Here is a 17,358-nt window from a genome sequence, read left to right on the forward strand (position 1 = left end):
GTGCGGGCACCGGCGGGGCGGAGACGGGCGGGGCCGGGACGACCGGGTCGTGCGAGGGCGGCGGCGGCACGGCGGGCGGGCGGCCGGGTCCGCGCCCCGCGCCGGACGCGTGGGTGGCGGCGGGGCGGCCGCCGCGGCGGGACTCGATCAGGCCGACGGCCTTCTCCGGCAGCCACGCCGAGGCCGTACCGCTGTCGTCGGAGCCGGAGCCGAACAGGTGCGGGGCGAGCTGGGCCTGGAGGTCGGCCGGGGTGGGGCGGGCCGTGGGGTCCATCTGCATGCAGGACTCGATCAGCGGGCGCAGCTCGTCGGGCAGGCCGTCGAGGTCGGGGCCCTCGCGGAGCAGCATGAAGACCGTCTCGACCGGGTTGGCGCCGTGGAAGGGCGGGTGGCCGGTGGCGGCGAAGACGAGCGTGGAGCCGAGCGAGAAGACGTCGCTGGCGCCGGTGACGGAGCGCGAGTCCTTCGCCTGCTCGGGCGACATGTAGGCGGGGGTGCCGACGGCCACGTTGGTCATGGTCAGACGGGTGTTCGAGACGCCGGAGGCGATGCCGAAGTCGATCACCCGCGGGCCGTCCTCGACCACCAGCACGTTCGAGGGCTTGAGGTCACGGTGGACCAGCCCGGCCCCGTGGATCGACTGGAGCGCCTCGGCGACGCCCGCGGCCAGCCAGCGCACCGCCTGGGCCGGGAGCGGCCCGCAGTCGTTCACTATCTCCTCCAGGGAGGGCGCGGGGACGTACGCGGTCGCCAGCCACGGCACGGCGGCGCGCGGGTCGGCGTCGACCACGGCCGCCGTGTAGAAGCCGGAGACCGCGCGGGCCGCCTCGACCTCGCGCGTGAAGCGGACGCGGAACAACTGGTCCTCGGCGAGCTCCGTGCGCACGGTCTTGATCGCCACCCGCCGTCCGGACGCCGAGCGCGCGAGATAGACCAGCCCCATGCCGCCGGCGCCCAGCCGCCCCAGCACCTCGAACGGCCCGATCCGCCGCGGATCGTGCTGCGTCAGCTGATCCACCACTTGCCTGCCACCTCCCCGTACGGGCCGCGTCACCCACATATGTGCGCGACCCCGTGCAGCGTCTCACCACCGCACCGCCGTGGCGGCACGCACCCCGATTCTTCCTGTCCCGGCCACAGGTTGCGAACCAGCCGACATTGCGGATGTCTCTGTACATACTCGGGCAACGGGTGGCGCACCGACGGGCCGGCGGCGCGGCCCGGGCCGCCCGGCCGGCGGCGGCTCAGCGCTGCAGCACCGCGAACGACGCCCCCTGGTCGTCCACCGCCACCCCCACCGTGCCGTACGAGGTGTCGAAAGGTCCCGCCTGGATCCGGCCGCCCAGCCGGGTCACCTCGCCGAGCGCGGCCGCGCAGTCCACCACGCCGAAATGAACGAGGAAGTGCGGCGGCATCAGGGCCGGGAAGACCGTGGTGACGGGGGCGCGGCCGACGTCGGGCTCGGCGTCCGGCCCGAACAGGGCGTCGTGGAAGAGGCCGCCGTAGAAGGTGTTCGCGGTGGCCGTGTCCCGCGCGTACAGCTCGGCCCAGACGAAGGCGCCGGGCGCGTGCCGCAGGCCGAAGCCCGCGTGGGTCCCCGGCTGCCACAGGCCGAACACGGCGCCCTCGGGGTCGGTGGCCAGCGCGGTGACGCCCAGCTCGCCGACCGGCACCGGCGCGGTGACCACCTGGCCGCCGGCCGCCCGGATCCGCACGGTGAGCGCCCGGGCGTCCGGGGTGGCGAAGTACACCGTCCAGACCGTGGGCAGCCGGCCGTCCGTCTTCTGCGCGAGCGCGGCGACGGACCGCCCCTCTCGGTACGCCCACACGGTCCCGCCGTGCGACGGCCGGAAGGACCACCCGAAGAGTTCACCGTAGAACCGCTCGCCCGCCGCCACGTCGGCGAGCTGCGCGTCCACCCAGCACGGGACGCCCTCGGTGTACGCCGCTTCGCGAGCAGATGTGCTGTTTTCGGCCATGTCGCCAAAGTAACGGTGCCACGGACGCCCCGCTCACCGGCCACACCATGCCCCGATCCCCCGCGCACCCCATTTGCAGTCGGCCGAATCGCGCTCCCATCACCCCTCGGTAAGCTGACGGCATGACAGGACAAGTGCGTACCGTCGACGGCCGCGTGGCCGGCCGGCGCGGGCAGGCGACGCGGCAGAAGCTGCTCGACTGCCTCGGTGAGATGCTCAGCTCCTCGCCCTACCGGGACGTCAAGGTCATCGATGTCGCCCGGCGGGCGGGCACTTCGCCCGCGACCTTCTACCAGTACTTTCCGGACGTCGAGGGCGCCGTCCTGGAGATCGCCGAGCAAATGGCCGCCGAGGGCGCCGGTTTGGCGGAACTGCTCGAAGGACGCTCCTGGGCCGGCAAGGCCGGCTGGCAGACCGCCCAGGAACTCGTCGACGGCTTCCTGGAGTTCTGGCGCCGCAACGACGCCATCCTGCGCGTCGTGGACCTCGGTGCCGCCGAGGGCGACAAGCGGTTCTACAAGATCCGTATGAAGATCCTGAACGCGGTGAACAGCCCCCTGGTGGACGTCGTCACCGAACTCCAGTCCAAGGGCCGCGTCGACAAGGACGTGAACCCGGCGGCGATCGCCGGCGCGCTGGTCACGATGCTCGCGGCGGTGGCCTCGCACCAGAAGGGCTTCACCAGCTGGGGCGTCAAGCAGGCCGAGCTCAAGCCGAACCTGGCCGTCCTGGTCCATCTGGGCATCACCGGGAAGAAGCCGTCCAAGTAGCCGCGGCTCCCCCCTTCTTCCTCCCCGCACGCGTCAAGTCCTGTCATACGGCCGGTGCCTCACCGGTGAACCGCCGCCCGCCGCGCGTCACGCCGGCAGCGGCCGGTCCTTGACCACGTGCTTCATCACCAGCGTGGAGGTCAGGCGCTGCACCCCCGGCAGCGTCGCCAGCCGTTCGTCGTAGAGCCGCTGGAACGCGGCGAGGTCCGCGGTGGCCACCCGCAGCAGATAGTCCGGCTCCCCGAACAGCCGCTGGGCGTCCAGGACGTGCTCCACCTCGCTGACCGCCTTCTCGAACTCGGCGACCGTGTCCCGGTCCTCCTGCCGCATGGACACGAAGACCAGCGCCTCGAAGGTCAGCCCCACGGCCCCCGGATCGACCACGGCCCGGTAACCGCTGATCGCCCCGGACCGCTCCAGCTCGCGCAGCCGGCGATGACACGGCGAGACGCTCAGCCGCACCCGCGCGGCCAGCTCGGTCACGGTCAGCCGCCCGTCCTGCTGTAGCTCGGCAAGAATCTTCCGGTCCATGTCGTCCATGGGGAAGATTCTTCCCGAGAAAGCGGCATCGCGGGGAAAGTTTGCAAACACTTTCGGGCATGTCCCGCCTAACCTCGCCGGCATGGACTCCGCCACCCTGCTCTCCTTCCTTGCCCTCGACCTGCTACTGGTCTGCGTACCGGGCGCGGACTGGGCTTACGTGATCTCGGCCGGGCTGCGCGACCTCTCGCCGGTACCGGCGGTGGCGGGCCTGGTCGGCGGCTACGCGCTGCACACCCTGCTCGCGGCGGCGGGCCTCGCGGTCCTGGTGGCCGGGTCCCCGGCCCTGCTCACGGCCCTGACGGTGGCCGGGTCGGCGTACCTGGTGCGGCTGGGGTGGGGCGTGCTGCGGCGCCCGGCCGCGCCGGAGGCCGGCGGCGCCCCGGCCCGTGGCGGCCGGGTCTTCCTGCGCGGCGCGACGATCAGCGGCCTGAACCCCAAAGGGCTGCTGCTCTACCTCTCCGTCCTGCCCCAGTTCCTCGCCCCGGGCGACGGGCACCCGCCGGTCCCGGCCCAGACCGCCGTCCTCGGGCTGCTGCACATGGCCTGCTGCGCCGTGGTCTACCTCGGGGTCGGGCTCGCGGCCCGCGCGGTGCTCGGGGCGCGCCCGGCGGCGGCCCGGGCGGTGGCCCGCACGTCGGGCGCGGCGATGCTGGGGATCGGGGCCTTCCTCCTGATGCAGCGGCTGGCCACGCTGTAGCGGCCACGGCCGCACGCGCCCGGCCGGCCGGTGGAACACCGGCCGGCCGGGCGGCGTTGAACACGGAAAGGCCGTTCGACGACGACGTCGCTGAGGAGATCCCGTCATGGCACTGACCCGCGCAGAGCGTGAACAGTTCCTGGCCGAACCGCACACCGCCGCGCTCGCGGTGGCCGAGGAGGGCAGGGCCCCGCTCAGCGTGCCGATCTGGTACCAGTACGAGCCCGGCGGCGACGCGTGGATCATGACCGGCGCGGGCTCGCGCAAGCACCGGCTGATCAGCGCGGCCGGCCGGTTCACGCTGCTGGTCGACCGGCTGGAGCCCACTGTCCGCTATGTGTCGGTCGAGGGACCGGTGGTGGACACCGTCCCCGCCACCGTGGAGCGGCTGCGCGAGCTCTCGGCGCGCTATCTGCCGGCCGAGAAGGTCGAGGAGTACGTCGACTTCTCCTGGAAGAACCACGGCGAGATGCTGATCATCCGGATGCGGCCGGAGCACTGGGTCTCCTCGGACCTGGGGACCGTGTAGCCCGCCGCGCGCCCCGCCGCGTCCCCCGGGGACCGTGCGCGCCCGCGATACTCGACGGCATGGAACCGGATCTCCACGAGCTGCTGAAGTCGCTGCGGGTGTGGGACCCGCAGGTCACGACGCTGCCGCCGTTCGACCCCGACGCCGCACCCGCCGCTCCGCTGCCCCTGTTCACCGCCTGGTTCGCGCAGGCGGTGGCGGCCGGGCAGCCGGAGCCGCACACCATGTCGCTGGCCACGTCCGACGCGTCGGGCCTGCCCGACGTGCGCACGGTGATGCTGCACGGCGCCGGGCCCGGCGGCTGGACCTTCGCGACGCACGCCACCAGCCGCAAGGGGCGGCAGCTCGCCGCCCGGCCGTACGCCGCCCTGGGGCTGTACTGGTACGTCCAGGGCCGTCAGATCCGGCTGCGCGGTCCGGTGACGACCGCCCCGCCCGCCGAGAGCCTGGCCGATCTGCACGCCCGCTCGACCGGCGCGCTGGCCGCCGCGCTGACCGGGCGGCAGAGCGAGCCGCTGGCGTCCCTGGAGGAGCTGGCGCGGGCGTCCGGGACGGCGTGGGACCGGGCCCGGGAGGACCCCGGCGCCCCGTCCCCGACCTGGACGCTGTATCACCTGGCCCCGGACGAGGTCGAGTTCTTCCAGGGGGACGAGCGGCGGCGGCACGTGCGGCTGCGCTACGTCAGGAACGGTGCCGGCTGGATCCGGCAGCTGCTCTGGCCCTGACCGGCTTCAGGTGAGTTCCACCGGCGGGTCCGTGGCCAGGCGGCCGTGCAGGTGGACGTCCCGGAAGGCGTCCTGGCGGCCCGCCTCCCACATGGCGCCGCGCAGCGTCCCCTCGGCCGGGAAGCCGCAGCGGACGGCTATGCGGCAGGAGGCGTCGTGGCCCGCGGCGTGGCCCAGTTCCAGGCGGTGCAGGCCCAGGTCGGTCAGGGCCCAGCGGGCGGCGAGGTCCAGGGCTCGGGTGGCGGCGCGCCGGCCGCGTGCCTCGGGGAGGATCCAGTAGCCGACGCGGGCGAGGCGGAAGACGTGGTCGATCTCGTTGACCCCGACGTGCCCCAGGGTCGCGCCCGTCGCCGCGTCGGTGACGCGGAAGGACGCGCTGGTGCCGTTCGCCGTGCTGTCGGCCTTGCCGCGCAGCGAGGCGCGGGCGGAGTCGAGGTCCGTGACCGGGCTGAGGGGCGTGTTCCAGCGCCGGAAGTCCGGGTCGGACAGGCCGCGCAGCCAGGCCTCGGCGTCCGCGTCGGAAGCCGGGTCCCAGCCGCACAGCCGCAGTCCGTGACCGTGCAGCTCGGGGTGGGGGTGGGAGAGGGACCGCGAGTTCATGAGTGCCATCGCCCCATTGAACGCCCTCGGCCCATGGAACGCCCTCGGCCGCGGCGTTCCACCGCCGGTCCGGCCGGACCGGCGCGAGGCGACGGCGTGGACCACGTCTCCCCCCGGGACGAGGGCCACGGCGCGAACACCGACGCGGGCGACTCCATCGCGGGGATCACGAGGATCACGAGGATCACGGGGATCACGAGGATCGCGGGGATCGCGGGGATCGCGGGGATCGCGGGGATCGCGGGGATCGCAGGGATCGCGGGGATCACGGGGATCACGGGATCGCGGGGGTCGCGCGGGGTGACGGGCAAGGGGAAGCCGGCCGGCCGGAAGTGACACGGCGGGCGGGGTGCACCGGGACGCCGTGCCCGGCACCTCCCCCGCCTCCAGGGATCGGGCACAACCGGTCGCCCCGCGCCACAGCCCCCGCCCACTCCGTCCCCACCCGTGATCGATCCGCAACCAATTCCGGTCTTGACCGAGACCCATCAACCCGGCAGGTGATTACGCTCCGTACCATGCCCGACTCCACAGCGCCCCCCAACGCAGAGGAACCGCAGGCCGCACCGCCGACGGCGACGAGGTCGCGGACCGTGCGGCCGGACGCCGGGACCGCGCCGACCGCGCACCCCGGCGCCGGGCCGGCCCCCCGGCGGCCGGGCGGCCGCGCCGCCCGGCCGGGCACCGTCGACCGCCCCGTCTACGTCATCGGCGGCGGACCCGGCGGACTCGCCGCCGCCCACGCCCTGCGGGCCCGCGGGATCCGGGCCGTGGTCCTGGAGAGGTCCGACCGCGTCGGGGCCTCCTGGCGGCGGCACTACGACCGGCTGCGCCTGCACACCACCCGGCGCCTGTCCGCCCTGCCGGGACTGCCGATGCCGCGCCGGTTCGGGCGGTGGGTGTCCCGCGACGACCTCGTGCGCTACCTGGAGAAGTACGCCGAGCACCACGAGCTGGAGATCGTCACCGGCGTCGAGGTCTCCCGGATCGAGCGCGCGCCCGACGGCACCGGCTGGCTGCTGCACGCCACCGGCGGCCGCCGGCTGACCGGCGGCGCGGTCGTCGTCGCCACCGGCCACAACCACACCCCGCGCATCCCGGACTGGCCCGGCCGCGACACCTACACGGGCGAGTTCCTGCACGCCGGCGCCTACCGCGACCCCGCGCCCTACGCCGGCCGGGACGTGCTGGTCGTCGGCGCGGGCAACACCGGCGCCGAGATCGCCGTCGACCTCGCCGAGGGCGGGGCGGCCCGGGTACGGCTCGCGGTGCGCACCGCGCCGCACATCGTCCGCCGCTCCACCGCCGGCTGGGCCGCCCAGTACACCGGCGTCCTGGTCCGCCGCCTCCCGGTCGGCCTGGTCGACCGGCTCGCCCGGCCGCTGGCCCGGCTCAGCGTGCCCGACCTCTCCGCGCACGGCCTGCCCCGCCCGGACACCGGCCTGTACAGCAGGGTCACCGAGGGCGCGATCCCGGTTCAGGACGTCGGCCTCGTCGACGCGGTCCGCACCGGCCGGGTGGAGATCACGGCCGCCGTGGACTCCTTCGACGGCGACCGGGTGGTCCTCGCCGACGGCGCCCGCATCGACCCCGACGCGGTCATCGCGGCCACCGGCTACGTCCGCGCCCTCGAACCCCTCCTCAGCCACTTGGACGTCCTCGACCCGCGCGGCAGACCCGTCAGCCATGGGGCCCGCGCCCCGAAGAACGCCCCCGACCTGTACTTCACCGGCTTCACCAACCCCATCAGCGGCATGCTCCGCGAACTGGCCCGCGACGCGGAGCGGATCGCCAGGGCGGTCGCCCGCCGCAGCGCCGACCGGGTCTCCCGCATCCCCGGCTGAACCACGGACCGCCACCCGGCACCCGCCCGGGACACCTCTCGGGATGTCCCGGGCGGCCATCTCCAGCGGGGTCACCGTCTTCCGGCGGATCACCAGCGCCATCGGCGCGGCCGCCGCGCACAGCGCCCCGGAGGCGTACCAGACGACGTCGTACGAGCCGAACGCGTCCCGGGCGACGCCGTCCAGGAAGGCCACCGCGGCCGCCCCGACCTGGTGCGAGGCCGGCACCCGGCCGAACACGATCGCGCTGTCCGCCCCGCACTGCTCGCGGCACGGCGCCATCGTGGGCGGCACGGTGGCGACCCCGGTCGGGCCGAAGGCGACGGGCGAGAGCGTCAGCGCGATCGCCGAGGCGCTCGGGATCTCCGGTGCCACTCTCCGCACCGCCACCTCGGAGAGGGCGCCCGGGACAGGCGGCCAGGCACGCGGTCAGGCCGCCAGGGCGCGGACAAGCATCGTGCCCGGCTCACCCAGCAGCGCGTCGAGCGCGCCCGGCACTTGCTGGAGTCCACCGCCCTCTCCGTCGACCAGGTCGCCCACGACGCGGGGTTCGGCACGGCCCAGTCGATGCGGCAGCACCTCCAGGCCGCGCTCGGGGTGGCCCCCACGGCGTACCGGCGGACGTTGCGGACCGGGGGCGGGGACGCGGCCGTGCCCGTCCGGGCGTGAACGCCGTCCACGGGGGTGGATACTGGTGGGCTCGCGTATTCGACTGTCGCGGATTCCTCGAGGACCTCAGTCCAACGGTGACTGGTTGTAATCGTCAGCGGCGCATCGGCTCCAGGTCCGCCGGTCTCCCTGAGAAGGCGGCTGGTGGTCTTGTCGTGGTAGCCGAGGGCGTCCGCGACGACGGAAGCGAGCAATCCCAGGAGTCGCTGTCGGATGGCAGCACCGCGGACGGCAGCGACCGGAACACCGATCTCGCCAAGTAGCGCGGACAGGCGGTCGGAACGAGTCGGCCGACCGACCCGTCGGCCGGGGAAGAGCCAGCGGGATGCCCGGCAACACGCGGTAGATGGAGCCGCGGTGAACCAGCTGCGGGCGGACGGCTGCGACGTCCGCGACGAGGACGTGCCCGCCCTCACCGTTTGTGCGGCACCACATCAACATGCTCGGCCGGTACTCCTTCCAACCGCCTGATCCGCCCGGCGGGCTGCGATCCCTGCGCGACCCGGGCGCTCCTGACGAGGAATGACCGTGTGGACGTCGCTACGGCCTGCTAACGTCTCCGGCATGAAGCGCGCTGCTATGACGACGACGCCGGAGAGTGTCCCGGCGCGCTGACAGATGTCTTGGTCCGAAGCCCCGGGGCGAGTGCCCCGGGGCTTCGCCTTGCGGTCACTCGCCCGATGTCCGCGAGGAGACCGCCATGAATGACCACCGCAAGCTCGGCCGTGAACTGGGCCTGTTCGACACCGACCCGCTCATCGGCGCCGGCCTGCCGTACTGGCTGCCCGATGGCGCGACCGTACGCCACACCCTGGAGGAGTACATCCGTGCCGCTGAGCGGCGAGCCGGGTACCGCCACGTGTACTCACCGGTCCTCGGCAAGCGGGAACTGTACGAGATCTCCGGACACTGGGCGCACTACAGGGACGACATGTTCCCCCCGATGGACCTCGGCGGTGAGCAGGTCGTCCTGCGGCCGAGTCTGTGCCCTCATCACGCGGTGATCTACCGCTCCCGCTCCCGCAGCTACCGCGAACTGCCCCTGCGCATGGCCGAGCTGGGAGGCATGTACCGCTCCGAACTCTCGGGCGTCCTCGGCGGGCTGACCCGGGTGCGGGCCATCCAGCTCAACGACGCGCACATCTTCTGCACCCTGGACCAGGTCGCCGAGGAGGCGCAGGCGGCGCTGGAGATGATCCGCCGGGCGTACGAGGCACTCGGCATCACCCCGGCCCGCTACCGGCTCTCCCTCCCGGGCCCCGGCGGCAAGTACGTCGCCGCACCCGAGAAGTGGCAACGGTCCACCGCCCTGCTGACTGATGTCCTCGACCGCTCCGGCCTGCCCTACGAGGCAGCCGAGGGAGAGGCCGCGTTCTACGGCCCCAAAATCGATGTTCAGTTCACCGACGGCGTCGGCCGGGAGTCCACCCTGTCCACCGTCCAGGTCGACTTCCACCAGCCCGAGCAGTTCGACCTGCACTACATCGGCGCGGACGGCGCCAAGCACCGCCCGGTCATGGTCCACCGCAGCATTATCGGCAGTGTGGAGCGAGCCGTCGCCCATCTCATCGAACAGCACGGCGGTGCCTTCCCCGCCTGGCTCGCCCCCACTCAGCTGCTGATCCTCCCGATCTCCGACACCGAAAGGCCGATCGCCGCGGCCCTCGCGCAACGCTGCACGCGTCTCGGACTGCGTGCCGCGATCGCGGGACCGGACCGCGGCAGCCTGGGTGCCCGCATCCGAGCGGCCCGCCTGGTTCCCTACCAAGCCGTCATCGGCGCCAAGGAGGCCGCTGACGATCACGTCGCACTGCGCTTGCGTGACGGACGCCGACTCGACCCGCAGCCGGTCAGTGACGTACTGACCCGCATCAGTGCTCTCGTCGGGGCCCACAGCACCGTCCTGTGGGCCGACGCCACCTCATAGCAGCGTCGCGATCGGCGCCTGCTGTCGCCCGGCGCGAGGAGGCTGGTGATCTCCGCGATGGCCTCAGGGGACAAACGAGGCCGAAGCCGCACTGTGGTTACTCTGCGGAGCGATCAGTTGTGATCACGCGGTGCGGGGGCGCTGTGCGGGCTGGTGCAGTGCGGGCCTCGTGCTCCTCTGTCCGTGACCGCGTGGTGAGCCGCCGTCGCAGGGGGTGGAAGCGGACGGGGACCTCGTGCTGAGACGGCGCGAACCGTGGCCAGTTCCGCGCCGTCCATGCTCTGCGTCAGCCCTCCGTCAGGCCTCGGAGGAGAGGTGCACATCGGGGATGGAGTCGAGGAGCCGGCCCCACTCCGGGTACTGCGCCACCTTCTTCAGGTGCAGCGCCATGATCTTCTCGCCCAGCCCGGGATCCATGTCGTCGGAGAACCGTACGGCCGAGAGCCGCGCGAGGCGGGGGAGGATGGTGGAGTCGCCCTCGAGGTGGACCGGGTCGTGCAGGTACCGCTCCAGCGCCGCCAGGTCCGCGACCCCCGCGCAGTAGGTGTGGGTGAACCCGTCCGCGGGGTCGCCGAGATCCTGGCCCACCACTCCGAACACGGCCGACTCCACGGTCGACGTGCGCCGCATCGCGGCCAGAACCTCCGCCTTCTCCTCCTCCGTCGTTCCGTCCCTGAAGCTGAAGCGCAAAGTGTTGACGATCACTGGATCTCCTCTCGTTGGGTCGAGCGGTCCGCTGGCGGCGGGCGTCACGATTGAACCCATGGGTTCAAATTAGAGGTCTTTGAGGTACAGAACAAGGCGGCGGTACCCTGCGGAGGTGACAGCAGCGACCACTCCGTCCGGGCGGACGGCACCCCGGGGGCGTATCGACAAGCGGCAGGCGATCCTCGACGCCGCCTTCGCGGTCTTCGCGCGCCGGGGGTACGAGAACGCCTGCGTGCGGGAGATCGCCGAGGAGGCGGGAGTCGCCAAGCCGACGGTCTACAACCACCTCAGGGACAAGGAGAACCTGTTCCGGCACGCTATCGGGGCGGCGGCCGACACTGTGATGGCGGAGAACCTCGCCGCGGCCGAACGGCTGCGCACTCCTGGAGACGACCTGCGGGCCGCCCTGAAGGACACGGCGTACCGGATGCTCCAGGTCTGCTGCGGCGAACGCGCTCGCGCCCTGCGATGGCTGACGTACGCCCAGGTCGGGGGCTTCCCCGACCTGATCGAGACCGTCCAGGAACGCACCCACGGCCGGCTCGGCGAGGCGCTGGCGGACCGGCTGGCGCGCCTCTCACTGGCCGGCCGGCTGCGGCCGTGCGACCCGGCCCTGGCCGCGGAGCAACTCCTCGCCCTGCTCACCGGCCCGATGGAGGCGCGCTCCCGGCTCGGCACCCGCGCGGTCCCCGCCGCCGAGACGCGCGCGGTGGCCGAGGCCGCGGTGGACACCTTCCTGCGGGCCTACGGGCCGACCGCCTGACCCGCGGCGGGGACCTCAGGCCAGGCTGTCCCGCCAGACGCGGTGCGGGCCCGCGAACCGGCTCGTACCGCCGATGAGTCCGGCCGTCGAGCCGTCCTCCACGATCCGGCCGTGCTCCGTCTCCCGGACCCGGTCCGCGATCTCCACGGTCGACAGGCGGCGCGCGATCACCACCGCCGTGCGGCCGTGCAGCACCGTGTCCCTCGCCCGCTGCACCGCACCGGACCACGCCAGCACCATCCTCCGACCGGCCGCCGGCCACACTCCGTGATCACTGGTTGCCAACCGACCTGCGGCATCCTCGCCGACTACGAGGTGGCACAACTTCCTGACAAGGGGCGCCCTGCCGCTTCCTGACAAGGGGCGCCCTGCCGCCGTTCTTGCCCACTAGTTCCGGGCTGGCGCCGTCTCTCGTTCCGAAGTTCCTCAACCCCCTCCACCGTGCCGGCGCCCGGGCGTTGTCCACAGCCTGTGGAGGAACGGGGGCTCCGCCCGAGCGGCGGCCATCGGCGCCGACGGCTGAACGAGTCCGGACGGCGGCGCGTGCGCGCTCGCCCCGAGCGCGGCGCCACACGCCGCCATCCGTCTCCGGCGCACCCGCCCCGGTTCCCCAGGACCTGACGACGGAACCAGCGCCGCATCGCGAAGTCGCACTCGACAAGGGATCCCGTCACCGGACCCCTCGCCGTCCCCTCACGGCGAATCGCTCCCCCCAGCGTGATCAGGCCGCCACTGGGCGTCAACACCGATCGGGGGATTTGCCCTCTATGCCGTTTTCGGCATGAGCGCGTACGGAAGCACACCCAGGCGCACACCCGCCCGCCGCGCCCGGCGGACCTCACACCCGTGCGCCCGTGCCCCGTTCACGACACCGCGCCCCGCCCCCTGACACAGAGCACCGGCGCCGGGCGCCTCACACGGCCTCGTACGCCAGCCCCTCGTACCCGTCGTACCCGTCGTACCCGTCGAGCCCGTCCAGGCCCTCGCAGGCGGCCGCCGCGCCGCCGCCGCACGCCACCGCCGCGGCACGCGTCCCGGCGCAGCGGTCGAGTTCGCACCAGATGCGCTTGCCGACGCCCTCCGGGCTCCAGCCCCAGCGGTCGGCGAGGCCGTCGACCAGCGCCAGGCCGCGCCCCCCGGTCTCCTCGTCGTCCACCCACCGGGGCACCGGGGCGCGGGTACTGCCGTCGGCCACCTCCAGGCGGACGGTGGCGGAGTCGGCGGCCGGCTCGGGCAGGGAGAGTCGCAGCACGGCGGGGCAGCCGGTGTGCACCACGGCGTTGGTGACGAGTTCGGAGACGAGCAGGACCAGCGTCTCGGCGAGGGGTTCGTCGGCCGCTATCCCGCACCCGGCGAGCCGCGACCGGGCCCACCGCCGGGCGCGCCCCACCTCCGCGGGGTCGGGCCGGATCTCCAGCTGCACTTGAAGCACCTGCACCGCTCACACCATCCGAACCGGTGGACACAGAGGCTCACGCCTCATGAGGGCCACGATCGTAGCCATTTTCTGCATGACCAGAACAACGGCCAGAGCAGGGATCACGGAACGTGAGTCCCTTGCGCTACAGCATGGTTGACGTACAGTCACGCCAACAAGCGCTTCGGGCATATTCCAGCGCGAAGGATTACCCGTGCGGCATACTGTGCGACGCTCGCCGCGGAGACTCGAACAGGCGGCGGAACAAGGCCCGTCACCGGCCCGGCTCGTGCGCGGAACCTCTCGCATCTCACACAAGGTACCGGAGCGGGCCTGCGACTCCGGGACGTCACGAGCCGCGCCCGGGCCGCACGTCGACAGTAACGCTCCGTAAGAATGCCCTGCCACAATCGGCGACATTCGCTGCCCCAGCTGCATTGATGCCGCAGGCCGCGGGCTTGCGAGGGCGGACCACCCGTCAGCGCTCCATCACTCTGCGTATCTTCGCCCGTACGTCGGGTTAGGGCCGGACGCGCCCCTGCCGCCCAGGTGAAGGGCGTGTCGCCGGGCCCGCGGAGGCGGCCGTGGGCGTCGTCGGCCGGCCGCCGAACTGTGCATCGGGCCCGGGCGTGTTGCGCCGCCGTCGCGCACGCGCTCGTCGAACGGCCCGCGCCGACCGCACGGTTGACGCCGACGGCGGCGACGGCGCACCCGCGCGCAGGAGGGCGCGCGGAAACACTCTGCGCCCTCCCGCGTGCGCCGCGCGGGAGGTGCTCGGGTACGGACTCGGGCAGCGGTGCGCGGCTACTCGGGCACGGTGAAGTAACGGGCGAACGCGGAGACGATCTCCGCCTCGCCCACCGTGCCGTCGCCGCCGAACGCCGCGACGGCGGCCCGCGCGACGTCCTCCGGCACGCCGAGCACGCGCAGCACGCGCGTGACGTCCTCGACGGTGGCCCGGCCGTCACCGTCCGGGTCGGCGACGTCGAGGGCGGCGTGCAGGAAAGGGCGGGCGATGTCGGCGAACCGGTCGGGGTTGTCGCGCAGCCGCTTGACCGCGCCGTCGACGAACTCCTCGCGGGTGACCCGCTGGTCCCCGTCCCGGTCCGCCATCCCGGCCATGCCCTGCCAGAAGGCCTCCGCGCCGCCGTACAGCGCCTGCCCCTTGTCGGAGCGGGACGCCGTGCCGAACTCCGCGAGCAGCGCCTTGGCCGCGCCGCTGAAGTCCTCGCGGTCGATGTAGCCGTTGCCGTCCTGGTCGAAGGTGGCGAACCGGGCCGCGATCCTGCGCTCGTACTCGCTGCTGACCATGTCTTCTCAGGCCGCCTCACGTCATGTCGGGGTGTTTCTCGCCAGGGAGCGTACGACGCGGCGGACGGTTCGGGAGGGGGAAAACGACGGTTGTGCCAAGACTGGGGGAATTCTGGAACAACGGTGTGGCACACCGGTGCTGCGGCGGGTCAGGCCGACAGGGGGCTGGCGTCCTCCGATGTCGCGGACGGCAGATCGGGGTGCACGTCGAACAGCCGGCGCACGCCCAGCGCGCCGAGCACGCGGTTGACGTGCGAGCCGTCGGCCGCGCCCTGCGCGGGCAGGATCAGCCGCAACCGCCCCTGGCAGGAGCGCAGCAGGCGGCGGGCGGCGATCAGCACGCCCACCCCGCTGGAGTCGCAGAACCAGACCTCGGAGAGGTCGAGGACGAGACGGTGGCGGCCCTCGGCCACCACGTCGTGCACCCGCTGACGCAGCACCGGCGACGTCACCAGGTCCAGCTCGCCCGACACCTGGAGCACGGCCCATTCGCCCTGCTCACCGCCGGTCACCTTGAACGCCACCACCATGTCCTTCGCTCGCCGGGACGTGCGGGAAGCGGCCGGAACCGCCCGGAAACGGAACCAGTTCCTACGCTTCCTTGCGTCGCGGCTGCCCACCGGCCGTTCCCCGAAACACCCCGCTGAAAACGAGGCGCACACGAGAAAGGCTTGATTCAGTCGCATTCGATCCCGTTCGTTCCCGTTCGATCCTGCTAGACCCCGGCCGATCGGGCCTGCTCCGGCGCCCGCCGGGTACGCGCGGCACGACGGCGCATTATCACCTGCGGCTCGTCGAGGGGCGCACATTGCCGCAAAGGGGCGTGCCTCGTCCGACGCGCCGACTACATTCGAGGTGACGATGGACGCAGGCTGGACACCGCGACGCCGCACGGGGAGGGAGCCGCATGACGAGGAGGGACGCACCGCCCCGCTGGGACCGCACGATGCAGCAGCGACTCGCGCGCGGTGAGGCGGCCGCCCTGGGCGAGCTCTACGACCGTTTCGCCGCGCTCGTCCACGGCCTGGCGCACCGCGTGCTCGGCGACGAGCGGGCCGCCGACGGCGTCACCCGCGAGGTCTTCGCACACCTGTGGGAACACCCCGACGCCTTCGACCCCGGGCAGGGCCCCCTGCGCTCCTGGGTCGCCACCCTCACCCACCGCCTGGCCGTGCAGCGCCTGCGCGCCACCGAGACCGCCGCCCTGGCCGGCACCGGCCGGGGCGGCGGTGAGGAACTGGAGCGCAAGGTCCGCCACGCCTCGGTCGCCGCCCGCGCCGACTACATCGTCCAGTCCATGCCGGCCCCCTTGCGCGCCGCCCTGGAACGCGCCTACTTCCAGCGCCGCGACTACCGCCAGACCGCCACCGACCTCGGCATCACCGAGGACGAGGCGCGCCGCCGCCTCCGGCTGGGCCTGCAACTGCTCACCACGGCCCACGACACCGGCACACCACCCGGATACGGAGGTGCGGTGTGACCGACCCGGACCACCACGAGCGGGACGACCACGAGCGGGACGACGACAAGCGGGACGAAGAAGAGCGGGACGGGGGAGAGTTCGGCGAGTCCGGCCCCTTCGGCGGGTTCGGCGGCTTCGGCGCATCCGGTGACGAGAAGAAACCGGACGAGCAGGACACCCCGTACGTCTCCGGCCGGCCCCGCATACCGGTGCCGCGGGCCTCGGTGGAGGACACGGGCCTTCCCCTGCCCGCCGTCCCCCCGGCACCCCCGCAGCTCGAACACCAGGTGCTCAAGTCCCTGTTGGGCGCCTGGGCGCTGGCCGCCTGCTCCGCCGAGGAGACGGCGGCGGTCGAGGACCACCTGGGCGGCTGCGGCAGCTGCGCCGACGAGGCCCGCCGGCTGCGTGAAGCGGTCGGCCTGCTGCAACGCCCCGACAGCCTCGACCTCGACCCCGGCCTGCGCACCCGCGTCCTGGAGTCCTGCCTCGACCGGCGCCCGCCGCGCGTCCCGGTCCCCGACTGGGCCGCGGCCTACGACGCCGAGACCGCCCGCCTCGACGCCCTCCTCCAGGACTTCGGCGACGCCGAGTGGCACACGCCCGTACGGCTGCGCTGGTTCGACGGCAGCCGGCCGGCCGGACGCCGCACGACCGTCGCCGGCGTCATCGCCCACCTGCTGGCGGTCGACGGCCTGATCGCCCTGGCCCTCGGCCTGGACGACCCGCTCGGCGGCACCGACGCCGGCCCACCGACCCCCACGGCCCGCACGGAGGCGTACTGGCGGGCCTGCCACGTCCCGCCGACCCGCACCGTCCGGGCCCCCTGGCGGGAGCAGAGCCACGGCATCGTCCGCACGGTCTCCTTCACCGGCGGCGGCGAGGGCGGGCTGGGCGTGCCGTACGGCGACCACGAGCTGCCGCTGCGCGACGCGATGACCGACCGGGCCTTCGAGTGCTGGGTGCACGCGGAGGACATCGCGGAGGCGGTGGACTACCCGTACGAGCCCCCGTCCGCCCGTCATCTGCACCGCATGGTCGACCTGGCGGCCCGGCTGCTGCCCGGCACGCTCGCCGACCGCCGCCGGGCGGGCCTGGCCTCCCCCGCCCGCGCGCCCCGCCGTCTGGTCCCCGCCGGCACCCCCGGCCGCACCCTCCGCCTGGAGATCGAGGGCTCGGGCGGCGGTGAGTGGCTGATCCCGCTGGACTCCCCCGCGGCACTCGGCTCCGCCGACCACGAGGTGGCCCATGTGGCCCTGGACGGCGTGGAGTTCTGCCGCCTGGCCGCGGGCCGGGTCTCCCCCGACGAGGCGGCGGCGGGCCAGCTCGGCGACCGCGAGGCCATCCGGGACGTCCTGCTCGCGGCGGCGTCCCTGAGCCGGATGTAGCCGCCGGGGCCCCGGGACCGGCGCGGGGC

The 17,358-nt window shown here is 73.5% G+C and carries 18 protein-coding genes and 3 pseudogenes; 11 read left to right on the top strand and 10 right to left on the bottom strand.

Annotated features, from left to right (window positions below; translation table 11 throughout):
* The coding region (locus ACFF45_RS05150) for a serine/threonine-protein kinase (protein ID WP_381342472.1) at positions 1 to 1,021 on the bottom strand (1,021 nt) is incomplete at its 3' end.
* 223 nt (positions 1,022 to 1,244) lie between these two features.
* Complete coding sequence (gene kbpA / locus ACFF45_RS05155; RefSeq protein ID WP_381342475.1) at positions 1,245 to 1,979, bottom strand: AfsK-binding protein KbpA; 735 nt, start codon at positions 1,977 to 1,979, stop codon at positions 1,245 to 1,247.
* 134 nt (positions 1,980 to 2,113) lie between these two features.
* Here kbpA and ACFF45_RS05160 point away from each other — a divergent pair, with 134 nt between their 5' ends.
* A complete protein-coding gene (locus ACFF45_RS05160) occupies positions 2,114 to 2,749 on the top strand; it encodes a TetR family transcriptional regulator (RefSeq protein WP_381342828.1) in 636 nt (211 codons plus the stop codon).
* A gap of 87 nt (positions 2,750 to 2,836) precedes the next feature.
* Here ACFF45_RS05160 and ACFF45_RS05165 read toward each other — a convergent pair whose 3' ends face one another.
* Positions 2,837 to 3,289: an Lrp/AsnC family transcriptional regulator gene (locus ACFF45_RS05165; protein WP_196462033.1), complete on the bottom strand. Its 453-nt coding sequence runs from the start codon at positions 3,287 to 3,289 to the stop codon at positions 2,837 to 2,839.
* Positions 3,290 to 3,371: 82 nt separating this feature from the next.
* Between ACFF45_RS05165 and ACFF45_RS05170 the strand changes: the two genes are divergently transcribed.
* The 3 genes from ACFF45_RS05170 to ACFF45_RS05180 all read left to right on the top strand — a co-directional run bounded on the left by ACFF45_RS05170 (position 3,372) and on the right by ACFF45_RS05180 (position 5,243).
* Positions 3,372 to 3,989, top strand: a complete 618-nt coding sequence (locus tag ACFF45_RS05170) for a LysE family translocator (RefSeq protein ID WP_381342477.1) — start codon at positions 3,372 to 3,374, stop codon at positions 3,987 to 3,989.
* 106 nt (positions 3,990 to 4,095) lie between these two features.
* Positions 4,096 to 4,518, top strand: a complete 423-nt coding sequence (locus tag ACFF45_RS05175) for a pyridoxamine 5'-phosphate oxidase family protein (protein ID WP_381342480.1) — start codon at positions 4,096 to 4,098, stop codon at positions 4,516 to 4,518.
* Positions 4,519 to 4,577: 59 nt separating this feature from the next.
* Positions 4,578 to 5,243 (top strand): pyridoxine/pyridoxamine 5'-phosphate oxidase, encoded by a 666-nt coding sequence (locus ACFF45_RS05180; protein ID WP_381342483.1) that lies wholly within the window; start codon positions 4,578 to 4,580, stop codon positions 5,241 to 5,243.
* Between the two features lie 6 nt (positions 5,244 to 5,249).
* Here ACFF45_RS05180 and ACFF45_RS05185 read toward each other — a convergent pair whose 3' ends face one another.
* Complete coding sequence (locus tag ACFF45_RS05185; protein WP_381342485.1) at positions 5,250 to 5,852, bottom strand: GNAT family N-acetyltransferase; 603 nt, start codon at positions 5,850 to 5,852, stop codon at positions 5,250 to 5,252.
* Positions 5,853 to 5,939: 87 nt separating this feature from the next.
* Between ACFF45_RS05185 and ACFF45_RS05190 the strand changes: the two genes are divergently transcribed.
* A complete protein-coding gene (locus ACFF45_RS05190) occupies positions 5,940 to 6,179 on the top strand; it encodes a hypothetical protein (RefSeq protein WP_381342488.1) in 240 nt (79 codons plus the stop codon).
* A 182-nt stretch (positions 6,180 to 6,361) separates the two neighbouring features.
* Entirely contained in the window at positions 6,362 to 7,687 is a 1,326-nt protein-coding gene (locus ACFF45_RS05195; RefSeq protein ID WP_381342490.1) for a flavin-containing monooxygenase, read from the top strand.
* Positions 7,688 to 7,738: 51 nt separating this feature from the next.
* On the opposite strand, the pseudogene ACFF45_RS05200 reads toward ACFF45_RS05195, so the two are convergent.
* Positions 7,739 to 7,996, bottom strand: a pseudogene (locus ACFF45_RS05200) (MFS transporter); the annotation flags it as partial.
* A gap of 156 nt (positions 7,997 to 8,152) precedes the next feature.
* Between ACFF45_RS05200 and ACFF45_RS05205 the strand changes: the two are divergent.
* Positions 8,153 to 8,356 (top strand): annotated as a pseudogene (locus ACFF45_RS05205) (helix-turn-helix domain-containing protein); the annotation flags it as partial.
* A 598-nt stretch (positions 8,357 to 8,954) separates the two neighbouring features.
* Positions 8,955 to 10,283, top strand: coding sequence for a threonine--tRNA ligase (thrS, locus tag ACFF45_RS05210; RefSeq protein ID WP_381342493.1), 1,329 nt, complete (start codon positions 8,955 to 8,957; stop codon positions 10,281 to 10,283).
* A 297-nt stretch (positions 10,284 to 10,580) separates the two neighbouring features.
* Here the strand turns inward: thrS and ACFF45_RS05215 are convergent, their stop codons facing one another.
* On the bottom strand, positions 10,581 to 10,988 hold the full coding sequence (locus ACFF45_RS05215) for a Dabb family protein (RefSeq protein ID WP_381342495.1): 408 nt from the start codon (positions 10,986 to 10,988) through the stop codon (positions 10,581 to 10,583).
* 115 nt (positions 10,989 to 11,103) lie between these two features.
* Here ACFF45_RS05215 and ACFF45_RS05220 point away from each other — a divergent pair, with 115 nt between their 5' ends.
* Complete coding sequence (locus tag ACFF45_RS05220) at positions 11,104 to 11,754, top strand: TetR/AcrR family transcriptional regulator (protein ID WP_381342498.1); 651 nt, start codon at positions 11,104 to 11,106, stop codon at positions 11,752 to 11,754.
* Between the two features lie 15 nt (positions 11,755 to 11,769).
* Here ACFF45_RS05220 and ACFF45_RS05225 read toward each other — a convergent pair.
* The 4 genes and pseudogenes from ACFF45_RS05225 to ACFF45_RS05240 form a co-directional block, all read right to left on the bottom strand.
* Positions 11,770 to 11,973 (bottom strand): annotated as a pseudogene (locus ACFF45_RS05225) (ABC transporter ATP-binding protein); the annotation flags it as partial.
* A 694-nt stretch (positions 11,974 to 12,667) separates the two neighbouring features.
* Complete coding sequence (locus ACFF45_RS05230; RefSeq protein ID WP_381342831.1) at positions 12,668 to 13,177, bottom strand: ATP-binding protein; 510 nt, start codon at positions 13,175 to 13,177, stop codon at positions 12,668 to 12,670.
* 798 nt (positions 13,178 to 13,975) lie between these two features.
* Positions 13,976 to 14,482, bottom strand: coding sequence for an EF-hand domain-containing protein (locus tag ACFF45_RS05235; protein WP_381342500.1), 507 nt, complete (start codon positions 14,480 to 14,482; stop codon positions 13,976 to 13,978).
* Between the two features lie 149 nt (positions 14,483 to 14,631).
* On the bottom strand, positions 14,632 to 15,012 hold the full coding sequence (locus ACFF45_RS05240) for an STAS domain-containing protein (RefSeq protein ID WP_381342502.1): 381 nt from the start codon (positions 15,010 to 15,012) through the stop codon (positions 14,632 to 14,634).
* A gap of 377 nt (positions 15,013 to 15,389) precedes the next feature.
* Between ACFF45_RS05240 and ACFF45_RS05245 the strand changes: the two genes are divergently transcribed.
* Positions 15,390 to 15,962: a sigma-70 family RNA polymerase sigma factor gene (locus tag ACFF45_RS05245; protein WP_381342505.1), complete on the top strand. Its 573-nt coding sequence runs from the start codon at positions 15,390 to 15,392 to the stop codon at positions 15,960 to 15,962.
* Positions 15,959 to 17,329 carry a zf-HC2 domain-containing protein gene (locus ACFF45_RS05250; RefSeq protein WP_381342507.1) on the top strand — a complete coding sequence of 457 codons (1,371 nt, stop codon included), beginning with the start codon at positions 15,959 to 15,961 and terminating at the stop codon, positions 17,327 to 17,329. The genes ACFF45_RS05245 and ACFF45_RS05250 overlap by 4 nt, the downstream gene beginning before the upstream one ends.
* Positions 17,330 to 17,358: the final 29 nt, after the last annotated feature.

The sequence above is a fragment of the Streptomyces cinereospinus genome (assembly GCF_042430725.1).
In the GTDB taxonomy this organism is placed as follows: Bacteria; Actinomycetota; Actinomycetes; order Streptomycetales; family Streptomycetaceae; genus Streptomyces; species Streptomyces cinereospinus.

Bases quoted from the DNA above. Each gene is read 5' to 3' on its own strand.
- kbpA (WP_381342475.1), bottom strand. From the start codon at position 1,979: ATGGCCGAAAACAGCACATCTGCTCGCGAAGCGGCGTACACCGAGGGC.
- ACFF45_RS05165 (WP_196462033.1), bottom strand. From the start codon at position 3,289: ATGGACGACATGGACCGGAAGATTCTTGCCGAGCTACAGCAGGACGGG.
- ACFF45_RS05170 (WP_381342477.1), top strand. From the start codon at position 3,372: ATGGACTCCGCCACCCTGCTCTCCTTCCTTGCCCTCGACCTGCTACTG.
- ACFF45_RS05175 (WP_381342480.1), top strand. From the start codon at position 4,096: ATGGCACTGACCCGCGCAGAGCGTGAACAGTTCCTGGCCGAACCGCAC.
- ACFF45_RS05180 (WP_381342483.1), top strand. From the start codon at position 4,578: ATGGAACCGGATCTCCACGAGCTGCTGAAGTCGCTGCGGGTGTGGGAC.
- ACFF45_RS05185 (WP_381342485.1), bottom strand. From the start codon at position 5,852: ATGGCACTCATGAACTCGCGGTCCCTCTCCCACCCCCACCCCGAGCTG.
- ACFF45_RS05195 (WP_381342490.1), top strand. From the start codon at position 6,362: ATGCCCGACTCCACAGCGCCCCCCAACGCAGAGGAACCGCAGGCCGCA.
- ACFF45_RS05235 (WP_381342500.1), bottom strand. From the start codon at position 14,482: ATGGTCAGCAGCGAGTACGAGCGCAGGATCGCGGCCCGGTTCGCCACC.
- ACFF45_RS05240 (WP_381342502.1), bottom strand. From the start codon at position 15,012: ATGGTGGTGGCGTTCAAGGTGACCGGCGGTGAGCAGGGCGAATGGGCC.
- ACFF45_RS05245 (WP_381342505.1), top strand. From the start codon at position 15,390: ATGACGAGGAGGGACGCACCGCCCCGCTGGGACCGCACGATGCAGCAG.